A 21,962-nucleotide genomic window follows, 5' to 3' on the forward strand; every position below is an offset into this window, starting at 1 on the left:
TCAGGGCAGCGGAACCTTTTCCAGCAGTTCGGCCACCAGGCGGTCACCATCCCAGCCTTCGGCCGTGGCTTCGTAGCTGGGCAGCACCCGGTGGCGCAGCACGTCCGGCGCAACCTGCTGCACATCCTCCGGGGTGACGAAATCACGACCCGCCAGCCAGGCGCGGGCGCGGGCGCAGCGTTCAAGCGCGATGGATCCGCGCGGGCTGGCACCCCAGGCGATCCGCCTGGCCAGCGCCTCGTCGTAGCGGCCGGCATCCCGGGAAGCCAGCACCAGCTCAATCAGGTAGCGCTCCAGCTGCGGGGCCATGTGCACATCAAGCACGGCGCCGCGCGCGGCAAACACATCCGCCTGCGGCATACGCACCGGCGCCGGCGCTTGGTGATCGAGCACGCGCCGCGCCCGCGCCCGCTCCAGGCGCAGGATCTCCGCTTCCGCCGACGCGTCCGGATAGCCCACGCGCACGTACATCAGGAAGCGGTCCAGCTGCGCTTCGGGCAGGGGAAACGTACCCTCCTGCTCGATCGGGTTCTGGGTGGCCATCACCAGGAACAGCTCCGGCAGCGGCCAGGTCTTACCGCCCACGGTCACCTGGCGTTCGCCCATCGCCTCCAGCAGTGCGGACTGCACCTTGGCCGGGGCGCGGTTGATCTCATCGGCCAGCAGCAGCGGGTGGAACACCGGGCCCGGCTGGAACTCGAACCGGCCTTCCTGCGGCCGCCACACATCGGTACCGGTCAGGTCGGCGGGCAGCAGGTCGGGGGTGAACTGCAGCCGCGCGAAATCCGCATCGATACGCGCGGCCAACGCGCGGATGGCGCTGGTCTTGGCCAGGCCGGGCGCCCCTTCCACCAGCAGATGGCCGTCGGCCAGAAGCGCCACCAGCAGGCGCTCGATGAGGTCCGCCTGGCCGACGATCTCGGCCGAAAGCGCGGCGCGCAGGGCAACGAACGCGTCGTGCAGGCGGGGAATGTCGGACTGTTCTGGAAGGGAGTCGGGCATTTGTTACCGGAGGCTCGCGGCGCCGTTCGCACCATGGTCCAGTTTGACCCAAAGCGCCGGGCGAGGTTCACCGGCAGGTGAACCGCCGGCCATGCAGCGGCGCGGATGGTGGGCCGCGGCGGCGCAAAAGGAAACGGGGCCGACGGGCCCCGTTTCGATCCAGCTTTGGCAACGCTCAGCGCTGGCTGACGCGCATCACCTTGGGAGTGACGAAGATCAGCAGCTCAGCCTTTTCGCGGTCGCGGCCGCGGCGCTTGAACAGGTTGCCGATGACCGGCAGGTCGGCCAGGAACGGCACCTTGGACATGTCGCTGCGGTCACGGAACTCGTACACGCCACCGATCGACACCGTCTGGCCGTCGTCGATCAGGACGGCCGTGGTGATCTCGCGCTTGTTGAGGTTCGGTACCGACCCGAAACCAGCCATTTCGGTAAATCCGGCGATTTCGTCTTTCTTGATCTCCATCGCCAGGAACACACGGCCATCGTTGGTAATAGTGGGCGTGACCTTCAGCTCCAGCAGCACATCCTTGAACTGTACGGTAGGCACGTTGTTGCTCTGCCCGCCGGTCACGGTCATGTAGCCGACCTCCTGGCCCTGGCGAATCACCGCCTCGCGCTGGTTGCTGGTGACGATGCGGGGATTGGAGATCACCTCACCGCGGCCTTCCTGCTGGAGCGCGGAGATCTCCATGTTCCAGTTGATCGCGTTGCCGAGGATGGTCAGCGCCAACGAACCGGATCCCAGACCAGCCGGGTTGTTGAAGTTCAGGCTGCCAGGAAGATCCCAGGCCGGTTCGCCGTCAATGACCGAATTGATGAATCCGGCGTTGGCGTCCAGCGAGCCGGACACCACACTGCGATCGTGCGCCCCGGCCACCCCGAACCGCGCACCGATATCACGGGCAAACGATTCGTTGGCGATCACAATGCGCGCTTCGATCACCACCTGGTCGACCGGCTTGTCCAGCTCCTGCACCAGGCGGCGGATCTCGGCCACCCGCGTCGGGATGTCGATCACCAGCAGGGTGTTGGTGCGCCGATCGAAGCTGAGGCTGCCGCGCTGGGACAGGAAGCCGCGACTCTGCGATGAACCGCTGCCTCCGCCCGCGCCCTGCCCGGTCTTGCTTTCATCGGTCAGCAGGGTGGCGATGTCCTCGGCATTGCCATAGCTGATCGGGATGTACTCGGTGACCATCTCGACCCGGTCCTGGAGGTTGGCGCGCGCGTCTTCACGGGCCTGCTCGTAGGCGGCGATCTCGCTCTGCGGCGCGATCCAGATCACGTTGCCGTCGCGGCGCTTGTCCAGCGAATTGGCCCGCAGGATGATGTCCAGCGCCTGGTCCCACGGCACGTTGTCCAGGCGCAGGGTGACGTTGCCGGTCACGCTGTCGGAGGCGACGACGTTGAAGTCCGACTCCTCGGCGATCATCTGCAACACCGTGCGCACCGGCACGTCCTGGAAATTGAACACCACCGGGTGCCCGGAGTAGGTGCGCTCCTCCCCGGCGGACGCGGCACTGGCCTGCCCTGTGGCCACCGCGCCGGCGGCGCCGACCGCGCGTCCCGGCACAGCGGCGCGGGGAACCAGCTCGACGATGTACTCGCGTCCGGCCTGGTAAGCCATCGGCTCGAACTCGCCGTGCGCGGTCAGCACGATGCGGGTATTGGTGCCGCTCTGCACGGCGTCGATGCGCCGCACCGGGGTGGCGAAGTCCGACACGTCCAGGGGACGCTGCATGGCGCTCGGCAGGTTGACGTTGCCAACCTCGATCACCACGCTCGCACCATGCATGCGCATGTCCGGAACCGCGCCTTCACCGTCAAAGCGCAGTACCAGCTTGCCCGACCCGCCTTCTCCCCGATGGAAGTCGATGTCATCGACCGCAATCGCTCCGGGGAGCTGCTTGGCCGGGTCGCTTCCCGTCATGGCAACCTGCAGGGCTGCCATCCGTGGCGCGATGCCGGGCGACTGCGCGGCGTGCACTCCGGACGTCGCCGCCAGCAGGCCCACCGCCAGGCCCAAGGTGGCCGAACGGACCGGCTGGATGCGACGCGTCGCACGAGAATCTTGCCCGTTGCTCATCATCTGACTTCCCCTAATCCCTAATCGATTTGTTGTTCAAGGGCGTGTTATTCAATTGAAATTGCGGCAGGGCGTTCCAGCCAGCCGCCGGCACCGTCAGGTACCAGTTCCACGAGTTCAATGCGGTCTTCGGCGATCGAGGTGATCCGGCCGTCGGCCTGGCCCATGTAGTCGCCAGTGCGGATCCGGTGGGTCACCTTGTTCGGTGCCATCACCAAGCCGATGATCGAAGCGCCGCGACCGATGGTGCCAACCATTTCCAGGCTGTCGAGCGGGAAATCCTCCAGCTCATGCTTGCGGCGGTCCGAATCCGGCCGCGGGCCGACCCCGCCGGTATCGGCGAACGCGTCGCTGAAGGGATCACGCAGGTCCTGGGCCGCGTATTCGAAGGTTTCGAACTGCTGCATGACCGGCAGCGGCTCCAGCGGCGGCGCAGGACGCGCACGCACGTTGGCCACCCACTCCTCCAGGTTCGGCGCATCACCAGGTTTGCTGGTCACCCCGCGACCGCAGCCGGCAACGCCAAGTACGAGCATCGAGACCAGCGCGATCCGCGCCCCATGTCCAATCCTGCGCATGTCAGCGTTCCCCCGCGGCCTGGGCGGCCTGCTGTTCGGCCGTCTCTTCATCGTCGAGATAGCGGTACGTCTTGACCGTGCCAGCCAGCTCCAGGCTGGCCCCCGGCCGGATCGCCCCGCCGTCGCGCGGCTGCAGCGAGATATCGTGCATGGTCATGATGACTACCCGCGGCAGGGAAGCCACACCGCTGACGAAGGCTCCGAACTGGTGGTAGCTGCCGCGCATCCGCAGCGAGATCGGCTGCTCGGCGTAGAACTCCTTGGGCGCCTCGGGGCCGGGGCGGAACAGGTCGTTCTGGATGCCGGTAGCGACCGCGGTCTGCGAAATATCGGTGATCAGGTCCGGCATCTCGGTCCGGCTCGGCAGCTGCCTGAGCATCTGCTGCAGCTGCTGCTCCATCTGTGCCAGCTGCTGCTTGAGCGGGTCGAGGTTGGTGGCCCGGCCCTGCTTCTCTTCGAACTCGGCGCGTTTCTGCGACTCCTGGCGCTCGAGTCCTTCCAGCGCGCCGAGCTTGTCACGCACGACCAGCCACCAGAGCAGGCCGAAAACCAGCAACCCGATGAGCACGCAGAAGCCGATTTTGTACTCCTTCGGCCACGAGCCCATGTTGTTGAAGTCGAGCTCGCGCAGCGACATCTTGCGTTTTGTACTCACGATGCGGCTCCTTCTTCACCGGCCGGCGTTTCAGCCACGTCGGCGTCCGCGTCCGCCTCTGTTCCCACCTCTGTGCCCACTTCTGCGGCTGCCTCGGACTGGCCGTCCTCCTGTTCCTGCGCCTCGGTGGCATCCTGGGATGGAGTGGTCAGGGTCACCGAAAGGTTGAACACGTAAGGCAGCGCGGCGCTGTGCACCCCGGCCCCTTCCGGCCGCGCCTCGATCACCGCCAGGCGCGGATCGGCCATCCAGCCTGCCCCCTCGAGGTTGCGCATGTAGGTACTGACCCGGGCGTTGGACTGGGCGCGCCCTTCCAGGGTCAGCTTTTGACCTTCCTGCTTGAGCGTAGTCAGCATCACCCCGTCAGGGATGGTGCGCACCAGCGCGTCAAACAGATGCACCATCTGCGAGCGGCTGGCCTGCAGCTCCTCGATCACTTCCTTGCGTGCCAGCAGGCGGGCGCGCTGGCGGTCGAGCTCCTCGATCTCCTTGATGGTCTCGTCGACCTGGGAAATCTGCTGGTCCAGATAGCGGTTGCGGGTCTGCTGGCCCTCGACCTGGGCGTTGTAGTAGCCGTTGACCAGGAACCAGAGCAGCGCCCCGGCCACCACGGACAGGGCCACCATCAGTCCGAATTCTTTCTGCCGCTGGGCCCGGCGTTCGGCGCGCCAGGGAAGCAGGTTGATCCTGGCCATCAGTCGAAGCTCCTGAGTGCGAGCCCGCAGGCGATCATCAACGCCGGAGCGTCCTGGGCCAGCGCATGGGCCTGGACCCGGGAGCCCAGGGTCATGTGCGCCAGCGGGTTGGCCACCGTCGTGGGCACCCCGAGCTGCTCCTCCACCATCTCGGACACGCCGGGAATCGAGGCGCAGCCACCGGCCAGCACGATCTGATCAACGCGGTTGAACTCGCTGCCTGCGTAGAAGAATTGCAACAGCCGGCTGATCTGCTGCACCAGCGCCTCCTTGAACGGCTCCAGCACCTCGATCTCGTAGCTCTCGGGCAGTCCGCCCTGGCGCTTGGCCAGGCCGGCTTCCTCATAGCTGAGACCGTAGCGACGCATGACTTCGTCGGTGAGCTGCTTGCCGCCGAAGACCTGCTCGCGGTTATACAGGCTGCGGCCTTCGCGGATGATGTTGAGGGTGGTCATGGTGGCACCGATGTCCACCAGGGCCACGATGCCGTCGTGCGGCGCGTTCAACGTTCCGGCCAGCAGGCTGTATGCGTTCTCGATCGCGAATGCCTCCACGTCGATCACCTTGGCTGTCAGCCCGCCAAGCTTGAGTGCGTCGGCACGCGTCTCCACGTTCTCCGAGCGTGACGCTGCCAGCAGCACCTGGACCATCTCCTCGTTGCCCGGCATGGGGCCGAGCACCTCGAAGTCGAGGTTCACTTCCTCGATCGGGTAGGGAATGTAGTTGACCGCTTCCAGCTCGACCGCCGACTCCATCTCTTCCTCGTCCAGATCGGCCGGCATCGGGATGGTCTTGGTGATGATGGCCGAACCGGCGACGGCGGCGGCGGCGTGCTTGGCCTTGCTGCCCGAGCGGGCCATGGCGCGGCTGATCGCCTCGCCTACGGCTTCCACTTCGACAATGTTCTTTTCCACCACCGCATTGGGTGGCAGCGGCTCGACGGCATAGTGCTCAACGCGGTAGCGCTCACCGTTGCGGGACAGCTGCAAAAGCTTCACTGCAGTCGAGCTGATGTCCACGCCCACGATCGGCGGCTGGCTTTTTGTGAATAAACCCACGGTTTTCCCCTATTGTCACGGGCGCTTGGACGCGCAACGTGCCCCGACGGATTAGATAACGGACTTTTCACCCCTTGGCAACCTTGGATGACCCGAAACCGTGTCCCAGTGCCCTGTTCTGTCCGACTCTGCCCCTGAACAGTGAACCCGTCCCCCACGGGACAGGGTGTCCAGTCATCTATAATCCGCGCCTCCCCTGCTGCCACTTGACCACACGTCCGCATGCCCACCTTCAAACGCGTGTTGCGCTGGCTCGCCGTAGCGGCCCTGGCCCTGAGCGTGCTTGGCGCCCTGACCCTGGCCACCCTGTACTACGTCGTGTCAGCGCGCCTGCCCGATGTCCAGACCCTGCGCGACATCGAAATGCAGGAGCCATTGTACGTTTATTCCCGCGACGGACGGCTGATGGCCCTGTTCGGCGAAACGCGCCGCTACCCCGTGCAGATCGACGAGGTGCCGGACCAGGTGAAGCAGGCGTTCATTGCCATCGAGGACGCCCGCTTCTATGACCACCACGGTGTGGACCCCCGCGGGGTGGCGCGCGCCATCTGGCTGCTGGCCACCACCGACGACCAGCGCGTGCCGGGCGGATCGACGATCACCCAGCAGGTGGCGCGCCAGTTCTTCCTCAGCTCGGAATACAGCTACACCCGCAAGTTCGCCGAGATGCTGCTGGCGCTGAAGATGGAGCGCGAGCTGACCAAGGACGAGATCCTGGAGCTGTATCTCAACAAGAGTTTCTTCGGCAACCGCTCCTACGGGGTGGCCGCGGCGGCCGAGTTCTATTACGGCAAGTCGCTGGATGACCTGACCCTGGAAGAAGCGGCAACCCTGGCGGCGATCCCCAAGTTCCCGTCCAGCGGCAACCCGGTCACCAATCCCGAGCGCGCCCGGATCCGGCGCGACTACGTGATGCAGCGCATGCGTGAGCTGGGCTACATCGAGCAGGCTGCGGAAATGGCCGGCAAGGCCACACCCATGCACGCCCGCCCGCACGAGCGCCCGGTGGAAGTGTACGCACCCTACGTGGCGGAAATGGTGCGCCAGGAAATGATCGCCCGTTACGGCGGCGACGTGCTGACCAAGGGCTACCACGTCACCACGACCATCGATCCCGACTACCAGGCCGCTGCCGAGCGCTCACTGCGCGACGGCCTCACCGTGTATGACCGCCGCTATGGCTGGAGCGGTGCGGAGCAATCATTCGAACTGGCTGCCGACGAAGACGCCGCCACCGCGGCGGCGCGGCTGCGCGGCATCCCCGCCCAGGCCGGACTGCGGCCGGCGATCGTGCTGCGCAGCGGCGAGGGCACCGCCGACGTGGTGATGGCCGACGGCACCACGACCACCCTGGATGCCAAGGCCAGCAGCTGGACCCAGCGCGCGCCATCGGCCCTGATGGAGCGCGGCGACCTGGTCCGGGTGCAGCGGATCGAGACGCCCGCCAAACCCGCCTCAGGCGCCGCCGAAGACGCACCTGCGGAGCCGCCGGTGGTCAGCTACCAGCTCGGCCAGATACCGCGCGGCCAGGCCACGCTGGTGTCCATGGAATACGACACCGGCGCCCTGCGTGCGCTGGTGGGCGGCTTCAGCTTCGCCGGGCAGAAGTTCAACCGCGCCACCCAGGCCCGGCGCCAGCCGGGGTCGGCGTTCAAACCCTTCATTTTTGCGGCCGCGTTCGAGCGCGGGTTCAATCCGGCCTCGATCGTGCCCGACGCGCCGGTGGTGTTCCGCATGCGCCGCGGCCAGGACTGGCGCCCGCAGAACGCCGACGGACGCTTCATGGGGCCGATGCAGCTGCGCAACGCGCTTGCGCTGTCGCGCAACCTGGTCTCGGTGCGGCTGCTGGACGCGATCGGCGTGGATTACGCCCGCCGCTACATCAGCCACTTCGGCTTCGACGAGTCCGAGCTGCCGCCCAACCTGTCGATCTCGCTGGGCACGCCTTCGCTCACCCCTCTGGACGTTACCCGCGGCTATGCGGTGTTTGCCAATGGCGGCTTCCGCGTCACGCCCTGGTTCATCGACGAGGTGCGCGATCGCAACGGCGAGCTGATCTTCAAGGAAAACCCCGCCCGCGCCTGCCGCGGATGCGCCGGCGGGGCGCGTCCCGCGCTGGGCGAAGCGGCGGTGGCGGCACCGTCGCATATCGTCGATGGCTTCAATTTCGGCCCGGCTACTCCGGCCCCGGCGCCCGCTCCACCGCCGGTGGCCACGGAGCCGGCGGATGAACCGCTGGCCGACGGGATTGCCCTGGACGGCGCGGAAGATGACGCTGAATTCATCGTGGCCCCCCGGGCGATCGATGAGCGCGTGGCTTGGCAGCTGGTGTCGATCATGCGCGATGTGGTCCAGCGCGGCACCGGTACCGCGGCACGCTCCATCGGGCGCGAGGACGTGGGCGGCAAGACCGGCTCCACCAATGACTTCCGCGACGCCTGGTTCGCCGGCTTTGGCGGCAACCTGGCCACCTCTGTGTGGGTGGGGCGCGATGACAACCGCTCACTGGGCCGGCGCGAGTATGGCGGCCGCTCGGCGCTGCCGATCTGGATCGATTACATGGCCGCGGCGCTGGAAGGCCAGCCGCTGATGCCGCACGAGGTCCCGGACGGGCTGGTGCAGGTGAACGTGAGCGAGGGCGGGCGGCTGCTTCCGGCCGGCTCCGGCGGACGCTCCGAGTACGTCAAGGTCGAGGACCTGGAGCGGATGGCGGCGGAGATTGACGACGGATTTGATGATTCGATGCCGGCCGAAGAGGTGTTCGATATTTTCTGAACGCAGCGACCATGGCCCGGCGCCAGCTCCACTGTATGAGCGCCTGTCACATCTGCCGGGCTACAGTCAGACCCCGTGTCTGTGAGGGAGAACGCCATGTCACGCCCCCGCCAGCACGCCGAGAGTCGCACCCGTGAGCGCCGGCTGCGGCTGGCCCACGAAGCCGCCCGGCTCATGAGCGAAGGCGGGATCAGCGATTTCCGCCAGGCCAAGCAGAAAGCCGCCAGCCGGCTGGGAATCCACGACGACGCATCCCTGCCCCGCAACAGCGAGGTCGAGCAAGCGCTGCGTGAGTACCAGCGGCTGTTCCAGGGACCAGAGCAGGACGACGCGCTGCGACTGCGCCGGCAAGCCGCGCTGGATGCGCTTGAATTTTTTGCACCATTCCAGCCGCGCCTGGTGGGACCGGTGCTGGATGGAACAGCCGACGCCAACTCGGCGGTGGCATTGCAGCTTTATCCGGAACATCCGGAAGAGGTGCCTCTGTTCCTGGACGAACATGGCATCCCGGCGACCGAGCGCAGCCGCAGGATCCGCCTGGACCGCAGCCGCAGCGGGGACTTCCCGGTGTGGGTGTTCAGCGCCGACGACCTGACGATCGACCTCACTGTGCTGCCGCAGCTGGCATTGCGCCAGGCGCCGCTGTCGAACATCGACGAGAAGCCCATGCCCCGGGCCAGCGCCTCGCAGCTGAAACTGCTGCTGGCCGAGGACCCTGCCGCGTAGGAGCGCGCCATGCGCGCGAGGCCGCGTGAAAAAGAAAACGCCCCGGGGTTGCCGGGGCGTTTCTCAGACGATGCAGCGGCGGCTCAGCGCTTGTCGACCGGCACGTAGTCGCGCAGGTCGGAGCCGGTGTAGATCTGCCGAGGACGGCCGATCTTGGCTTCCGGATCCACCTGCTGCTCCAGCCAGTGCGCCACCCAGCCGGCGGTACGGCCAATGGCGAACATGACGGTGAACATCTCGGTCGGGATCTTCAGCGCCTTGTAGATGATGCCGCTATAGAAGTCGACGTTCGGGTACAGCTTGCGCTCGACGAAGTAGTCGTCCTTGAGCGCCGCTTCTTCCAGCTTCATCGCCACGTCCAGCAGCGGGTCGTCCACGCCCAGCTCGTCCAGCACCTTGTGGGTCATCTCGCGGATGATCTTGGCGCGCGGGTCGAAGTTCTTGTACACGCGGTGGCCAAAGCCCATCAGGCGGAAGCCGGAGCTCCGATCCTTGGCCTTTGCAATGGCCGCATCCACGTTAGCCGGATCGCCGATCTCTTCGAGCATCTTCAGCACGGCTTCGTTGGCGCCACCGTGTGCAGGTCCCCACAGCGCGGCAATGCCCGCCGAAACGCAGGCGTACGGGTTGGCACCGGTGGAGCCCACCAGGCGCACCGTGGAGGTGGAGGCGTTCTGCTCGTGGTCGGCATGCAGGATGAACAGCAGATCCAGCGCCTTGGCCACCACCGGGTTGAGCTCAAGCTGGTCACCCGGGGCTTCGAACATCATGTGCAGGAAGCGGGTGGAGTAATCGAGCTTGTTCTTCGGGTTGGCGATCGGCCAGCCAATGGAATAGCGGTAAGCGGCGGCCGCCAGGGTCGGCATCTTGGCGATCAGCCGGACCGCAGCCATGCGCCGCTGCTCCGGATCGTTCAGATCCAGGGTGTCGTGGTAGAAAGCGGACAGCGAGGCCACCGAACCGCACAGCATGGCCATCGGATGTGCATCGTGGCGGAAGCCGGTGAAGAAGTTCTTCAGCGCCTCGTGCATCATCGTGTGATGGGTCACGTCATGCTCGAAGCCGGCCATCTGGTCGGCAGTCGGCAATTCGCCGTTGATCAGCAGGTAGGCCACTTCGAGGAAGCTGGACTTGCCGGCCAGTTGGTCGATCGGGTAGCCGCGGTAGAGCAGCACGCCCTCGTCGCCGTCGATGTAGGTGACCGCCGACTTGCAGGAAGCGGTGGCGGTGAAGCCGGAATCGTAGGTAAAGCAGCCGGTCTGCTTGGGCAGGGTGGCAATATCGATGCAGGGATTGCCCAGGGTGCCCTTGAGCACCGGAAGGGTCACCGACTTGCCGCCGGCGTCCAGCGAGACCTGGTCAAAATCTGACACGGTTCACTCCTATTCAGAGCGCTTCGTCATCCACGGCCGAGGGCCGGGGAGAAGCGTGTGTTCGCGTAAGGGGAGGAGCAGCGGCCACGGCCACCGCAACAGGCCAATTATCGCATACCGCGCCCGCGGACCACTGCGCCCTTGGTTGAATCCGGGCCTGGGGCCGGCCTTGCAGGAACGCAAACGGCCGCCCAGTGGCGGCCGTTGCGGAACACGCCCCGCACAGCGGGGGCGCGGCGATTACTTGGAGTAGCGCCTGCGGAACTTGTCGACCCGACCGCTGGTGTCAACGATCTTGTTCTGGCCCGTGTAGAACGGATGCGAGGCCGAAGAAACTTCGACCTTGACCAGCGGGTACTCGTTGCCGTCTTCCCACTTGATCGTCTCCTTCGCGGAGGAGGCCAGGGTGGAACGGGTAAGGATCTTGAAATCCGAGGTCACGTCCTGGAACACGACCTCGCGGTATTCGGGATGGATATCGGCCTTCATGGCGGCACCGGCAATACGGGGAGCCGGGCATTGTACCCCCTCTTCTCCCGCGACTGCAATCGCCGCCTACCCGGCCGCCAGCGCCCCGGAAACCAGCGATTCGAACCGGTCCTGGTCATAGCGCATCAGGATGCGGGCGTTGTCAGCGGCCCCGGTCTGGCGCTGCCAGTCCACCACCGTCATGCCGCGGCTGTGGCGGCCATCCAGCTCCACCACCACCGGGCGTTCCGGCGTATCCAGCGCGCCATCCGGCTCCAGTGCCCAGGCCATGGCCAGCGCGTCGGCGGCGTACCAGCGCGGACCGCGGCTGTCGGCGGACCAGCGCCGCGTGTGGCGGGAGATCGCTTCGTAGAAGTCCGCCCGCGCGGTACCCGCGGCCAGCCAGCGGTCAACGTGCTCATGTGGCAGGCCGTGCGCCACCACCGCCTCCCAGTCGGCGAGATCCAGGTTGGGGAAGGCCTCGAACACGATGTGCGCGGCCTCCGGGTCAAAGGCGATGTTGAACTCCGCCGCCGGAGTGATGTTGCCGCGCGCGGTCACCGCTCCACCCATCACCACCAGCCGCTTGATCCGCTGCGGCAGGGTGGGATCCAGGCGCAGCGCCAGGGCCAGGTTGGTCAGCGGCCCCAGCGCCACCAGCAGCAGCTGCCCGGCATGGGCATGGGACTGACGCAGGATGGCCAGCGCCGCGTGCTCCGCGTCTGCCTGCAGCGTCGCCGGCGCATAGCCCACATCCCCGAAACCGTCCTTGCCATGCACGTTGGCCGCATCCACGGCCGGGTGCAGCAGCGGCGTGGCGGCACCGGCGTGCACCGGCACCCGCGCATCGCACAGCTCAACCAGCTTGAGTGCGTTGGCGACGGTGTGCTCCAGCCCCACATTGCCAGCGGCCACTGTCAGGCCAACCACCTCGTGCCCGGGGTGGTTGAACGCCATCAGCAGGGCCAGGGCGTCGTCCACGCCCGGGTCGGTATCGATCAGAAGGGGAATGCGTTCGTCCATGGGTCAATATCCTCCACGCGGCGCTGCGCCGCGTCCAATAGATTTTCAGGCGCCAGCGTACCGCGCGGCACTGCCGACCCAGCGGTCAACCAGGCGATCAGCCATTTCCGGTCGCTCGCGCAGCAGACGGTCGGCCAGCCTTTGCACCTCGGGCAGCAGGTCGGCATCGCGCACCAGGTCCGCCACCCTGAAAGCAGCCAGTCCGGTCTGCCTCGTGCCCAACAGCTCGCCTGGCCCACGCAGCTCCAGGTCACGTTCGGCAATCATGAAACCGTCAGTGGTCTCGCGCATGGTTTCCAGCCGCTGCCGCGCCATCTGCGACAGCGGCGACTGATACAGCAGCACGCAGCTGGAAGCCTCGCTGCCCCGCCCCACCCGGCCGCGCAGCTGGTGCAGCTGCGACAGGCCCAGGCGCTCGGCGTTTTCCACGATCATCAGCGAGGCGTTGGGCACGTCCACACCAACCTCGATCACCGTGGTGGCCACCAGCAGGTCGATGCCACCGTCCTTGAACCGGTGCATGGTGCCCTGCTTTTCCGCTGCCTTCATGCGCCCGTGCACGAGACCCACGCGCAGGCCTTCCAGGGCGCCGGTGAGCAATTCAAACGTTCCCTGCGCGGCCTGTGCCACCACCTCGTCGCTCTCATCGATCAGGGTGCAGACCCAATAGGCCTGGCGGCCCTGGGCGCACGCGGCACGGATGCGTTCGATCAGCTCCGGCCGCCGCTCTGCACTCAGCACCACGGTCTGCACCGGCGTGCGACCGGGCGGCAGTTCATCAATGGCGGACACATCCAGATCGGCGTAGGCGGCCATGGCCAGGGTGCGCGGGATTGGCGTGGCCGTCATCACCAGCTGGTGCGGCACCTGGCCGGCCACCGCTCCCTTGTCGCGCAGCGCCAGCCGCTGGTGCACGCCGAAGCGGTGCTGCTCGTCGATGATCGCCAGGCCCAGATCACGAAAGGCCACGCCTTCCTGCATCAGCGCATGCGTGCCCACCACGACCTGTGCACGTCCGTCGGCCACTTCTTCCAGGGTGCGCGCACGCTCCCTTGCCGGCAGCTTGCCGGCCAGCCAGGCCACCCGCACGCCAAGCGGCTCGAACCAGCGGCGAAAGCTGGCATGGTGCTGCTCGGACAGCAGTTCGGTGGGCGCCATCATGGCCACCTGGACGCCGGATTCCACCCCGGCAACAGCCGCCAGCGCGGCCACCACGGTCTTGCCGCTGCCCACGTCGCCCTGCACCAGGCGCAGCATCGGTATCGGCCGGGCAATATCGCCAAGCACCTGGGCCAGCACCCTTTCCTGCGCGCCGGTCAGGGCAAAGGGCAAGGTGGAGCGCAGCCGGACACCGAGATCTCCGTCCCCGGCAAGCACCGGCGCAGCGTGCTGCTGCTGGGCAATGCGGTGGCGGCGCAGGCTCAGGTGATGGGCGAGCAGCTCTTCCAGGATCAGGCGCCGCTGCGCGGGATGGGCGACCGCCAGCAATGCGGCGACATCCGCGTCGGCCGGAGGCCGGTGCACGGTCAACAAGGCTTCGCGCAGCGGCGGCAGTCCGCGTGACTGCAGCTCGTCGGCGGGCAGCGATTCCAACGCTTCCCCATCCGGCAACCGGTCCAGCGCGTGACCGATCATCCGCCGCATCGCAGTCGCTCCGATACCCTCGATCTGCGGATACACCGGGTGCAGCCGCTCATCCAGCGCCCCACCGTCGTCCACGCCCAGCAGCCGGTAGCTGGGATGAACAATCTCCAGCCCATGCTGGCCCGGTCGCGGCGTGCCATAGCAGCGCACCCGCTCACCCACCCGGAACTGCGCTGCCTGCGCCGCACGGAAGTGGAAAAAGCGCAGTACCAGCGTTGCGCGCGAGCCGTCGCCGATGGCCACCCGCAGGGTAGGCCGGTAGCGGAAGCCGCGCTCCACCGCTTCGATGACCCCTTCCACTTGGCAGGCGATACCGGACTGCAGGTCCCGGATCGGCACGATCCGGGTGCGGTCCTCGTACTGGCGCGGCAGCTGGGTCCACAGGTCCTGCAGGGTCAGCAGGCCCCGGGAAGCCAGTTTCTCAGCGGTTTTTGCGCCTACGCCCGGCAGGGACGACAGCAGCTGCGCTGCGGGATCGACAGGGTTCAGTCCAGCACCATGACCGCATCGACCTCGAACGCCGCATCCTTGGGCAGGCCCGCCACCTCGATGGTGGAACGCGCGGGATACGGGGCGGTGAAGTAGTCGGACATGACCGAGTTGACCACCGCGAACTCGTCCAGGTCGGTCAGGTACAGGCCAAGGCGCATGATGTCGTCCAGAGTGCCGCCCGCCTCTTCGGCCACCGCCTTGAGCGAGTCAAAAGCGCGCCGCGCCTGGGCCTCGATGCCGCCTGGCACCAACTCGCCGGTGGCCGGATCGAGCGGGATCTGGCCGGAGAAATACACCGTGTTGCCGCTGCGCACGGCCTGCGAGTAGGGGCCGATCGCGGCGGGCGCGAGTTCGGTATTGATCGGGGTACGGGCCATCAAGAGCTCCAGATGAAAGTCATCCGGTGATGATAGTAGGAGCGCGCATGGCGTGCTGCTACAGGCGTTGGACGCCGTGCACCACGCCCAGACGCCGCACCTTGCGGATCACATCGGCCAAGTGCTTGCGGTTGCGGACCGCGATCGAGAAGCGGATCGCAGCCACGTTGCTGTCGCGCTCCAGGTAATCGACGCCGTCGATGTTGGACTCCACCCGGGCGATGGCTGCGGCCACCTGGGCCAGCACGCCGGGCCGGTTCTCCACCTCCACCCGCAGGCTGGTGCTGTAATCGCCCTCGACCTCGCGATCCCAGCCGATCCCCACCCAGCGATCGGGCGACTTGCGGTATTCCGCCACGTTGGGACATTCGATCCTGTGCACCATGATGCCCCTGCCGGCCGTGTGGTAGCCCATGATGTCGTCGCCCGGAATCGGCAGGCAGCAGTTGGCGAAGGTGATGACCCCACGCTCGTTGCCGGTGATGAGAATGCGTTCCCCGGGGCCCGCGGACTGCACGGTGGCAAACAGACCTTCGCTCTCACCGCTGCCCTGGACCAGGGTCTGCGCCACCTGGTTGGGCATGCGGTTGCCCAGCGCGATGTCCGCCAGCAGCTCTTCCAGGCGCCGATAGCGCAGCTCCGTCAGGTAGGCGTCAAGCCGGTCGGGGGGCAGGCGCTCAAGCGAGCTGCCGAGGTTTTCCAACGCCCGGTCCAGCATGCGGTGGCCCAGCTGCACAGCATCTTCGTGCTCGAGCTGCTTGAGCTGTTGGCGGATGGCCGTGCGTGCCTTGCCGGTCGCCACGAACTCCAGCCACTGCGGCTTGGGCGTGGCCGACTTGGCCGTGATCACTTCCACCTGCTGTCCGCTGGACAGCCGGGTGCGAAGAGGAACCAGGCGCCGGTCCACCCGCGCGGCCACCGCCCGGTTGCCCAGGTCCGTGTGCACCGCGTAAGCGAAATCGACCGCAGTGGCATTGCGCGGCAGGGACAGGATGTCGCCATTGGGCGTGAACAGATACACCTCGTCCGGGAACAGGTCGACCTTGACGTTCTCGAGGAATTCCAGCGACGAGCCCGTGGCCTGCTGCGACTCGAGCAGGCCGGAAATCCACGAATGGGCCCGTATCTGCGCGCTGGTGGGCGCGCCGCCGTGTTTATAGGCCCAGTGCGCCGCGATTCCGCGCTCGGCGATCAGGTCCATTTCCTCGGTCCGGATCTGCACCTCGATGGGCGAGCCGTACGGGCCGAACAGCACCGTGTGCAGCGACTGGTAGCCGTTGGCCTTGGGGATGGCAACGAAGTCGCGGAAGCGCCCGTCCACCGGCTTGTAGACCGAATGCACCACGCCCAGCGCGTGGTAGCAGTCCGGCACGGTGTTCACGATGACCCGGAAGCCGAAAACGTCCATCACCTGCTTGAACGACTTTGCCTCGGCCTGCATCTTGGTATAGATGCTCCACGGCGACTTGACCCGACCCACCAGCCGGTACTCCAGGTCCTGGTTGGTCAGCCGCTGGGCCAGCTGCGCCTCGATCCTTGCCAGCGCCTCGCGGCGCACCAGCGGCTGCGAGCGGATGCGTTTTTCAAGCACCGCGTGGCGCACCGGATGCAGCGCGCGGAAGCCCAGGTCCTGCAGCTCGCTCTTGATCGCGTTCATGCCCAGGCGCTGGGCGATCGGCGCATAGATTTCCAGCGTCTCGCGCGCGATCCGCTCGCGGGCCTCGCTGGTCTGCGCGCCCAGGGTGCGCATGTTGTGCAGGCGGTCACCGAGCTTGATCAGGATCACGCGCAGGTCACGCGCCATCGCCAGCATCATCTTGCGGAAGCTTTCCGCAGTGGCTTCCTGGCGGCTGCTGAAATGCAGCTTGTCCAGCTTGGTGACCCCGTCCACCAATTCGGCAACGGTCTCGCCGAATTCGCTGGCCAGCTCCTCGCCGGTCAGCGGGGTGTCTTCGATGGTGTCGTGCAGGATCGCCGCCACCAGCGTTTCCAGGTCCACCTTCAGCTCGGCCAGCACCTTGGCCACCGCAACCGGGTGGGTGATGTAGGGCTCGCCGGACTTGCGCATCTGCCCTTCATGGGCACACGCACCCACCGCCCACGCGCGGCGCAATACCAGCCGCTGGCTGTCATCCAGGTAGCTGGCCGCCTGCTCCAGCTCGCGCACGTAACCGGGCAGCGCTTCGTCGGCCGGCGCTTGGATCCGGTGGATGGCCAGAGGGGTCGGAGTCATGTCCCCAGCGTAGCCGGGGAAGTCGCAATGGGGAATGGGCAATCACGCGCGCGCCGGACGGAACCGCCAGGCCGGAAAGCAAACGGCCCCGCTTGAAGCGGGGCCGTTGCGTTCGCGGGCTGCGCCGGCACAGCGGCGCGCACGGATCGGTCAGACTTCGTCGCCCTTGGCCTCTTCGTCGGCGACCACTTCGGCGGCGGCCCACTCCAGCGCCTCGCGCTCCTTGCGCTCGCGCTCGGCCTTGTCGACGGCTTCAATGTAATCATTGTCGATCGCACGCGCGGCGATCTCGCGCAGCGCAAGGACAGTCGGCTTGTCATCGTTGCCGCTGTTGTCGATCTGGGCTTCCACCCCGTTGGCCAGCTGGCGGGCGCGTTTAGCGGCCATCATGACCAGTTCGAAGCGGTTGTCGACCACTTCCATGCAATCTTCCACGGTAATACGGGCCATACGGGCTCCCGGCGACCCTCGGGCCGCGCGAATGTTGGGGACAGGACCGGCAATTTTACCGGAAACACCACCCACGACGCAAGCACGCGCCTTTCAAATCAATGGCTTGAGCCTGCGGAACGCCGTCGATCGATCAGTCTTCCCGCAACAGCGCCTTCAATAGCTGGCCGTGGCGCTGCTGCTGCTGCGCGCGACGCAGGCGGCTGGCAACGAAGATCGCGCACATTTCATCCACCGCCGCATCGAAATGCTCGTTGACGATCAGGTAGTCGAACTCGTCATGGCGCGCCATCTCGTCGCGGGCCGCGGCCAGGCGCCGGGCAATGACCTCGTCGCTGTCCTGGCCACGCTTGCGCATCCGCTCCTCGAGCGCCGCGCGCGACGGCGGCAGGATGAAAATGCCCACCGCGTCAGGCACCTGGGCGCGGACCTGGCGGGCGCCCTGCCAGTCGATCTCCAGCAGCACATCGCGACCTGCAGCCAGCTGCGGTTCCACCGATTGCTTGGCCGTTCCTTTCAGGTCCCCGTGCACCCGGGCGTGCTCGAAGAACTCGCCGGCTTCGACCATGCGCTCGAATTCGGCCTCATCCACGAAGTGATAGTGCCGGCCGGTTTGCTCACCCGGCCGCGGCGGCCGCGAGGTGAAAGAAATCGACAGGCTCACCGACGGATCCCGCACCAGGCAGGCGTTGACGATGCTGGATTTGCCCGCCCCCGAAGGCGCGGCCACGATGAACAGCGTTCCGCGCATCCCGTCACTCAAGGTTCTGCACCTGCTCGCGTATCTGGTCGATCAACACCTTCAGCTCCACCGCCGCCTGCGAGGAACGCCGATCCACTGATTTGGAGCCGAGGGTGTTGGCTTCCCGATTGAACTCCTGCAGCAGGAAATCCAGCCGCCGGCCCACCGGGCCGCCCTGCGCCAGCACCCGGCCGATCTCGTCAATATGACTGTCCAGCCGGTCCAGCTCTTCGTCCACATCCAGCTTCTGCAGCCACAGCACCAGCTCCTGCTCCAGGCGGTCCGGGTCCAGCGGCTGCGCCAGGTCGGCTACGCGCGCCTCGAGCCGATCGCGCAGGCCCTGGCGGATTCCCGGGATCATCGTGCGCACTTCGCCCACGATCCGGGCGATGCCTTCCACCCGCTCCCGAATCACCGTGGCCAGCTTGTCGCCTTCGCGCTCACGCGCCGCCAGGAATTGGGCCAGCACCTCGTCCAGCAACGACAGCGCGTCGGCTTTGAGGCCTTCCGCGTCCACCGCCAGCGTCTGCATCACGCCCGGCAGCTGCAGCAGCCCGGTGACATCGGTGGTCAGTCCCGGGAAGCGGCCCTGCAACGACTGCGCCAGGCCCGCCAGCTGCTCCAGCGCGGCCTCATTCACACCCAGCGACTGGGCGGCCTCCGAACGCAACCGGATCACCAGGTCCAGCTTGCCGCGGGTCACGCAGGCGGCCACCCGCTCGCGCAGCGCAGGCTCCAGCGCGCGCAATTCGTCCGGCAGGCGGGTGCCCAACTCGAGGAAACGGTGGTTGACCGCGCGCAGCTCGCAGCCGAGCGTGCCCCAGGCGGTGCTGCGTTCGGCCGCTGCATAGGCGGTCATGCTTCTGGTCATTGCTGGGCAAAGGTTTCTGGCGGAGGCGCAGTATGCCACTGCGCGACGCCGCGGCGCCGTGGAACGGCGGCTGCTAGACTGCCCCGCCCCCATTTTCAAGCTGCCCATGACCTCTATCCAGCGTCCCAGCGGCCGCGCTCCCGACCAGCTGCGCGAAGTGCGCCTGGAGCGCGGCTTTACCCGTCACGCCGAAGGATCGGTACTCGTTTCGTTCGGCGACACCCGGGTGCTGTGCACCGCCAGCGTTGAAGAACGCGTGCCGGGCTTCCTGCGCGGCAAGGGCGAAGGCTGGGTCACCGCCGAATACGGCATGCTGCCCCGCGCCACCCACACCCGCAACGACCGTGAGGCCGCCCGCGGCAAGCAGGGCGGACGCACCCTGGAGATCCAGCGCCTGATCGGCCGCTCGCTGCGCGCCTGCGTGGACCGCGCTGCGCTGGGCGAGCGCACCATCACCCTGGACTGCGATGTGCTGCAGGCCGATGGCGGCACCCGCACCGCTGCCATCACCGGTGCCTACGTGGCCCTGGTGGACGCGGTGCGCAGCCTGATGAAGCAGCGCAAGATCCTGCGTGATCCGCTGTACGGCGCGGTGGCCGCGGTCTCGGTGGGCCAGTACCGGGGCGTACCGGTGCTGGACCTGGACTATGCCGAAGACAGCGACTGCGATACCGACATGAACGTGGTCATGAACGACGGCGGCGGCTTTATCGAATTGCAGGGCACGGCCGAAGGCCACGCATTCCGCCGCGACGAGCTTGATGCCATGGTGGCATTGGCCGAAGACGGGATCCGCCAGCTGTTCGAGCTCCAGGCCCAGGCGCTGGCCGCCGGCAAGTGAAGCTCGTCCTGGCCAGCAACAACGCCGGCAAGCTGGCCGAGTTCAGCCGGCTGCTGGAAGGCAGCGGCCTGCAGGTTCTGCCACAGGCGGAATTCGGGGTGGCCGATGTCGAGGAAACCGGCCTGACGTTCGTCGAGAACGCGCTGCTCAAGGCGCGGCACGCTGCCCGGGCCACCAGGCTGCCGGCGCTGGCCGATGATTCGGGGCTGTGCGTGGACGCCCTTGGCGGAGCCCCGGGGCTGTATTCGTCCCGTTACGCTGGCCCCGAGGCTGATGCGGCGGCCAACGTCGCCAAGCTGCTCCAGGCGCTGCAGGATGTGCCGGAAGCCCGCCGCGGCGCGCGCTTTCACTGCGCGCTGGTGCTGCTGCGGCATCCGGAAGATCCGCAGCCGCTGATCGCCGAGGGCAGCTGGGAAGGCCGGATCCTGCCCGCGCCGCGCGGCAGCCACGGCTTCGGCTACGATCCGGTATTCCTGGATCCGGACCACGGGCTGAGCGCGGCCGAAATGGATCCGGCGATCAAGAACCGCATCGGCCATCGCGGCCGCGCCCTGGAACAGCTGCGCCAGCGCCTGCCCGGTTTCCTGAGCTAACCCCGCCGCCCGCGCGACGCTACGCCGCGCCCCACGCGAGCCCCTCTACAATAGTGGGATGCTGATCACACCGCCGCTGACCCTGTACGTGCACCTGCCCTGGTGCGTGCGCAAATGCCCGTACTGCGATTTCAACTCGCACCAGGCGCGCGGCGAGCTGCCGTTTGACGCCTATGTGGACGCCCTGCTGGCCGATCTGGACCACGACCTGCCGCTGGTCTGGGGCCGCCCCGTGCACGCGGTGTTCTTCGGCGGCGGCACCCCCAGCCTGTTTCCGCCCGCTGCCATCGATCGGTTCCTGCAGGGCGCCGCGGCCAGGCTCCGCTTCATGCCGGGCCTGGAAATAACGCTGGAAACCAATCCGGGCACCGCCGAGCACGGCCGTTTTCCCGATTACCTGGCCGCAGGCGTGAACCGGCTCAGCTTCGGCATCCAGAGCTTCGATGACGGCTGCCTGCAGCGGCTGGGCCGGATCCACGACAGCGCCCAGACCGAAGCGGCGGTGAAGCAGGCGCAGGATGCCGGCTTCGACAACTTCAACCTGGACCTGATGTACGCCCTGCCCGGCCAGGACCTGGCCATGGCCGAATACGATGTGGAGCGTGCCATCGCGCTGGATCCGGCGCACATTTCCCATTACCAGCTCACTTTGGAACCCAACACGCTGTTTGCCGCACGGCCGCCGTCCGGGATCCCCGACGATGATCTGGCCTGGTCCATGCAGGATGCCTGTCAGGCACGCCTGGCCGCAGCCGGCTACCAGCACTATGAGATTTCCGGCTACGCCCGGCCCGGCCGGCAGTGCGCGCACAACCTCAACTATTGGCGCTATGGCGACTACCTGGGGATTGGTGCCGGCGCCCACGGCAAGCTGACGCTCGGCTCGGAACAGACGATCCTGCGCCGCTGGAAACTCAAGCACCCGACCGCGTGGCTTTCCGTGGCCGGCAGCGATGCGGCAATCGGCGGGGATGAGCGGGTGGCGCCATCGCAGCGGCCGTTCGAGTACGCGCTCAACGTATTGAGACTCAAGGAAGGCTTCCGGCTGGAAGACTTCGAAGCGCGCTGCGGCCTGGATCGCAGCGCGATTTCCGAACCGCTGGACCGTGCCCGCCGCAACGGCTGGCTGCACGAACAGGGGGACCGCCTGGTCACCACCGCGCTGGGGGAGCGCTTTGCCAATGACGTCATGGAACTGTTCCTGCAGGACTAACCTGCCCACGCCTCCGGCCAGGCCGCGCAGTAAGGGGCTCGCTGGCCCGGCCGCTGCGAGCATGGTA

20 protein-coding genes are annotated in these 21,962 nt (G+C 67.1%); 5 read left to right on the top strand and 15 right to left on the bottom strand.

Annotation, left to right across the window (positions count from 1 at the left end):
* The 6 genes from ACW7G3_RS12505 to ACW7G3_RS12530 form a co-directional block, all read right to left on the bottom strand.
* The gene (locus ACW7G3_RS12505) at positions 1-1,002 is read right to left on the bottom strand and encodes an AAA family ATPase (RefSeq protein ID WP_456983106.1); all 1,002 of its coding nucleotides are present in this window, start codon (positions 1,000-1,002) and stop codon (positions 1-3) included.
* Positions 1,003-1,177: 175 nt separating this feature from the next.
* Entirely contained in the window at positions 1,178-3,088 is a 1,911-nt protein-coding gene (locus ACW7G3_RS12510) for a type IV pilus secretin PilQ (protein WP_456983108.1), read from the bottom strand.
* A 47-nt stretch (positions 3,089-3,135) separates the two neighbouring features.
* Complete coding sequence (locus tag ACW7G3_RS12515) at positions 3,136-3,624, bottom strand: pilus assembly protein PilP (RefSeq protein WP_456983152.1); 489 nt, start codon at positions 3,622-3,624, stop codon at positions 3,136-3,138.
* A gap of 43 nt (positions 3,625-3,667) precedes the next feature.
* Positions 3,668-4,303, bottom strand: coding sequence for a type 4a pilus biogenesis protein PilO (locus ACW7G3_RS12520; RefSeq protein ID WP_456983154.1), 636 nt, complete (start codon positions 4,301-4,303; stop codon positions 3,668-3,670).
* A gap of 14 nt (positions 4,304-4,317) precedes the next feature.
* Positions 4,318-5,016 carry a PilN domain-containing protein gene (locus ACW7G3_RS12525; RefSeq protein ID WP_456983110.1) on the bottom strand — a complete coding sequence of 233 codons (699 nt, stop codon included), beginning with the start codon at positions 5,014-5,016 and terminating at the stop codon, positions 4,318-4,320.
* A complete protein-coding gene (locus ACW7G3_RS12530; RefSeq protein WP_456975169.1) occupies positions 5,016-6,074 on the bottom strand; it encodes a pilus assembly protein PilM in 1,059 nt (352 codons plus the stop codon). Before ACW7G3_RS12530 ends, ACW7G3_RS12525 begins: the two co-directional genes overlap by 1 nt.
* 222 nt (positions 6,075-6,296) lie before the next feature.
* On the opposite strand from ACW7G3_RS12530, the gene ACW7G3_RS12535 reads away from it, so the two are divergent.
* Both ACW7G3_RS12535 and ACW7G3_RS12540 read left to right on the top strand, forming a co-directional pair.
* Positions 6,297-8,849 carry a penicillin-binding protein 1A gene (locus tag ACW7G3_RS12535; protein WP_456983111.1) on the top strand — a complete coding sequence of 851 codons (2,553 nt, stop codon included), beginning with the start codon at positions 6,297-6,299 and terminating at the stop codon, positions 8,847-8,849.
* Between the two features lie 96 nt (positions 8,850-8,945).
* Positions 8,946-9,575 (top strand): hypothetical protein, encoded by a 630-nt coding sequence (locus tag ACW7G3_RS12540; protein ID WP_456983112.1) that lies wholly within the window; start codon positions 8,946-8,948, stop codon positions 9,573-9,575.
* An 83-nt stretch (positions 9,576-9,658) separates the two neighbouring features.
* Here the strand turns inward: ACW7G3_RS12540 and ACW7G3_RS12545 are convergent, their stop codons facing one another.
* From ACW7G3_RS12545 to ACW7G3_RS12585, 9 genes are all read right to left on the bottom strand, one after another.
* A complete protein-coding gene (locus tag ACW7G3_RS12545) occupies positions 9,659-10,948 on the bottom strand; it encodes a citrate synthase (protein ID WP_456975175.1) in 1,290 nt (429 codons plus the stop codon).
* A 240-nt stretch (positions 10,949-11,188) separates the two neighbouring features.
* On the bottom strand, positions 11,189-11,437 hold the full coding sequence (locus ACW7G3_RS12550) for a type B 50S ribosomal protein L31 (RefSeq protein ID WP_456975177.1): 249 nt from the start codon (positions 11,435-11,437) through the stop codon (positions 11,189-11,191).
* A 66-nt stretch (positions 11,438-11,503) separates the two neighbouring features.
* Entirely contained in the window at positions 11,504-12,439 is a 936-nt protein-coding gene (locus ACW7G3_RS12555) for a nucleoside hydrolase (RefSeq protein WP_456983113.1), read from the bottom strand.
* Between the two features lie 45 nt (positions 12,440-12,484).
* On the bottom strand, positions 12,485-14,572 hold the full coding sequence (recG, locus tag ACW7G3_RS12560) for an ATP-dependent DNA helicase RecG (protein ID WP_456983156.1): 2,088 nt from the start codon (positions 14,570-14,572) through the stop codon (positions 12,485-12,487).
* Positions 14,569-14,952, bottom strand: coding sequence for a RidA family protein (locus ACW7G3_RS12565; protein WP_456975181.1), 384 nt, complete (start codon positions 14,950-14,952; stop codon positions 14,569-14,571). The genes recG and ACW7G3_RS12565 overlap by 4 nt, the downstream gene beginning before the upstream one ends.
* Before the next feature lie 58 nt (positions 14,953-15,010).
* Positions 15,011-17,185, bottom strand: coding sequence for a RelA/SpoT family protein (locus ACW7G3_RS12570; RefSeq protein ID WP_456983115.1), 2,175 nt, complete (start codon positions 17,183-17,185; stop codon positions 15,011-15,013).
* A 150-nt stretch (positions 17,186-17,335) separates the two neighbouring features.
* Entirely contained in the window at positions 17,336-17,635 is a 300-nt protein-coding gene (rpoZ, locus tag ACW7G3_RS12575; RefSeq protein WP_456975185.1) for a DNA-directed RNA polymerase subunit omega, read from the bottom strand.
* 133 nt (positions 17,636-17,768) lie between these two features.
* A complete protein-coding gene (gene gmk, locus ACW7G3_RS12580; protein ID WP_456983117.1) occupies positions 17,769-18,386 on the bottom strand; it encodes a guanylate kinase in 618 nt (205 codons plus the stop codon).
* A 4-nt stretch (positions 18,387-18,390) separates the two neighbouring features.
* The gene (locus ACW7G3_RS12585) at positions 18,391-19,248 is read right to left on the bottom strand and encodes a YicC/YloC family endoribonuclease (protein ID WP_456983118.1); all 858 of its coding nucleotides are present in this window, start codon (positions 19,246-19,248) and stop codon (positions 18,391-18,393) included.
* A gap of 106 nt (positions 19,249-19,354) precedes the next feature.
* Here ACW7G3_RS12585 and rph point away from each other — a divergent pair, with 106 nt between their 5' ends.
* From rph to hemW, 3 genes are read left to right on the top strand one after another with little or no spacing between them, the layout of a single operon-like run.
* Positions 19,355-20,089 (top strand): ribonuclease PH, encoded by a 735-nt coding sequence (rph, locus tag ACW7G3_RS12590; RefSeq protein WP_456975191.1) that lies wholly within the window; start codon positions 19,355-19,357, stop codon positions 20,087-20,089.
* Positions 20,086-20,682 (top strand): RdgB/HAM1 family non-canonical purine NTP pyrophosphatase, encoded by a 597-nt coding sequence (rdgB, locus tag ACW7G3_RS12595; RefSeq protein WP_456983120.1) that lies wholly within the window; start codon positions 20,086-20,088, stop codon positions 20,680-20,682. The genes rph and rdgB overlap by 4 nt, the downstream gene beginning before the upstream one ends.
* Before the next feature lie 58 nt (positions 20,683-20,740).
* Complete coding sequence (gene hemW / locus ACW7G3_RS12600; RefSeq protein ID WP_456983122.1) at positions 20,741-21,895, top strand: radical SAM family heme chaperone HemW; 1,155 nt, start codon at positions 20,741-20,743, stop codon at positions 21,893-21,895.
* Positions 21,896-21,962: the final 67 nt, after the last annotated feature.

Source organism: Luteimonas sp. A478 (assembly GCF_054052025.1).

Bases quoted from the DNA above. Each gene is read 5' to 3' on its own strand.
- ACW7G3_RS12520 (WP_456983154.1), bottom strand. From the start codon at position 4,303: ATGTCGCTGCGCGAGCTCGACTTCAACAACATGGGCTCGTGGCCGAAG.
- ACW7G3_RS12510 (WP_456983108.1), bottom strand. From the start codon at position 3,088: ATGAGCAACGGGCAAGATTCTCGTGCGACGCGTCGCATCCAGCCGGTC.
- ACW7G3_RS12525 (WP_456983110.1), bottom strand. From the start codon at position 5,016: ATGGCCAGGATCAACCTGCTTCCCTGGCGCGCCGAACGCCGGGCCCAG.
- ACW7G3_RS12565 (WP_456975181.1), bottom strand. From the start codon at position 14,952: ATGGCCCGTACCCCGATCAATACCGAACTCGCGCCCGCCGCGATCGGC.
- rph (WP_456975191.1), top strand. From the start codon at position 19,355: ATGACCTCTATCCAGCGTCCCAGCGGCCGCGCTCCCGACCAGCTGCGC.
- ACW7G3_RS12515 (WP_456983152.1), bottom strand. From the start codon at position 3,624: ATGCTCGTACTTGGCGTTGCCGGCTGCGGTCGCGGGGTGACCAGCAAA.
- ACW7G3_RS12555 (WP_456983113.1), bottom strand. From the start codon at position 12,439: ATGGACGAACGCATTCCCCTTCTGATCGATACCGACCCGGGCGTGGAC.
- ACW7G3_RS12505 (WP_456983106.1), bottom strand. From the start codon at position 1,002: ATGCCCGACTCCCTTCCAGAACAGTCCGACATTCCCCGCCTGCACGAC.
- ACW7G3_RS12535 (WP_456983111.1), top strand. From the start codon at position 6,297: ATGCCCACCTTCAAACGCGTGTTGCGCTGGCTCGCCGTAGCGGCCCTG.
- ACW7G3_RS12550 (WP_456975177.1), bottom strand. From the start codon at position 11,437: ATGAAGGCCGATATCCATCCCGAATACCGCGAGGTCGTGTTCCAGGAC.
- hemW (WP_456983122.1), top strand. From the start codon at position 20,741: ATGCTGATCACACCGCCGCTGACCCTGTACGTGCACCTGCCCTGGTGC.
- ACW7G3_RS12540 (WP_456983112.1), top strand. From the start codon at position 8,946: ATGTCACGCCCCCGCCAGCACGCCGAGAGTCGCACCCGTGAGCGCCGG.
- ACW7G3_RS12585 (WP_456983118.1), bottom strand. From the start codon at position 19,248: ATGACCAGAAGCATGACCGCCTATGCAGCGGCCGAACGCAGCACCGCC.
- rpoZ (WP_456975185.1), bottom strand. From the start codon at position 17,635: ATGGCCCGTATTACCGTGGAAGATTGCATGGAAGTGGTCGACAACCGC.
- ACW7G3_RS12570 (WP_456983115.1), bottom strand. From the start codon at position 17,185: ATGACTCCGACCCCTCTGGCCATCCACCGGATCCAAGCGCCGGCCGAC.
- gmk (WP_456983117.1), bottom strand. From the start codon at position 18,386: ATGCGCGGAACGCTGTTCATCGTGGCCGCGCCTTCGGGGGCGGGCAAA.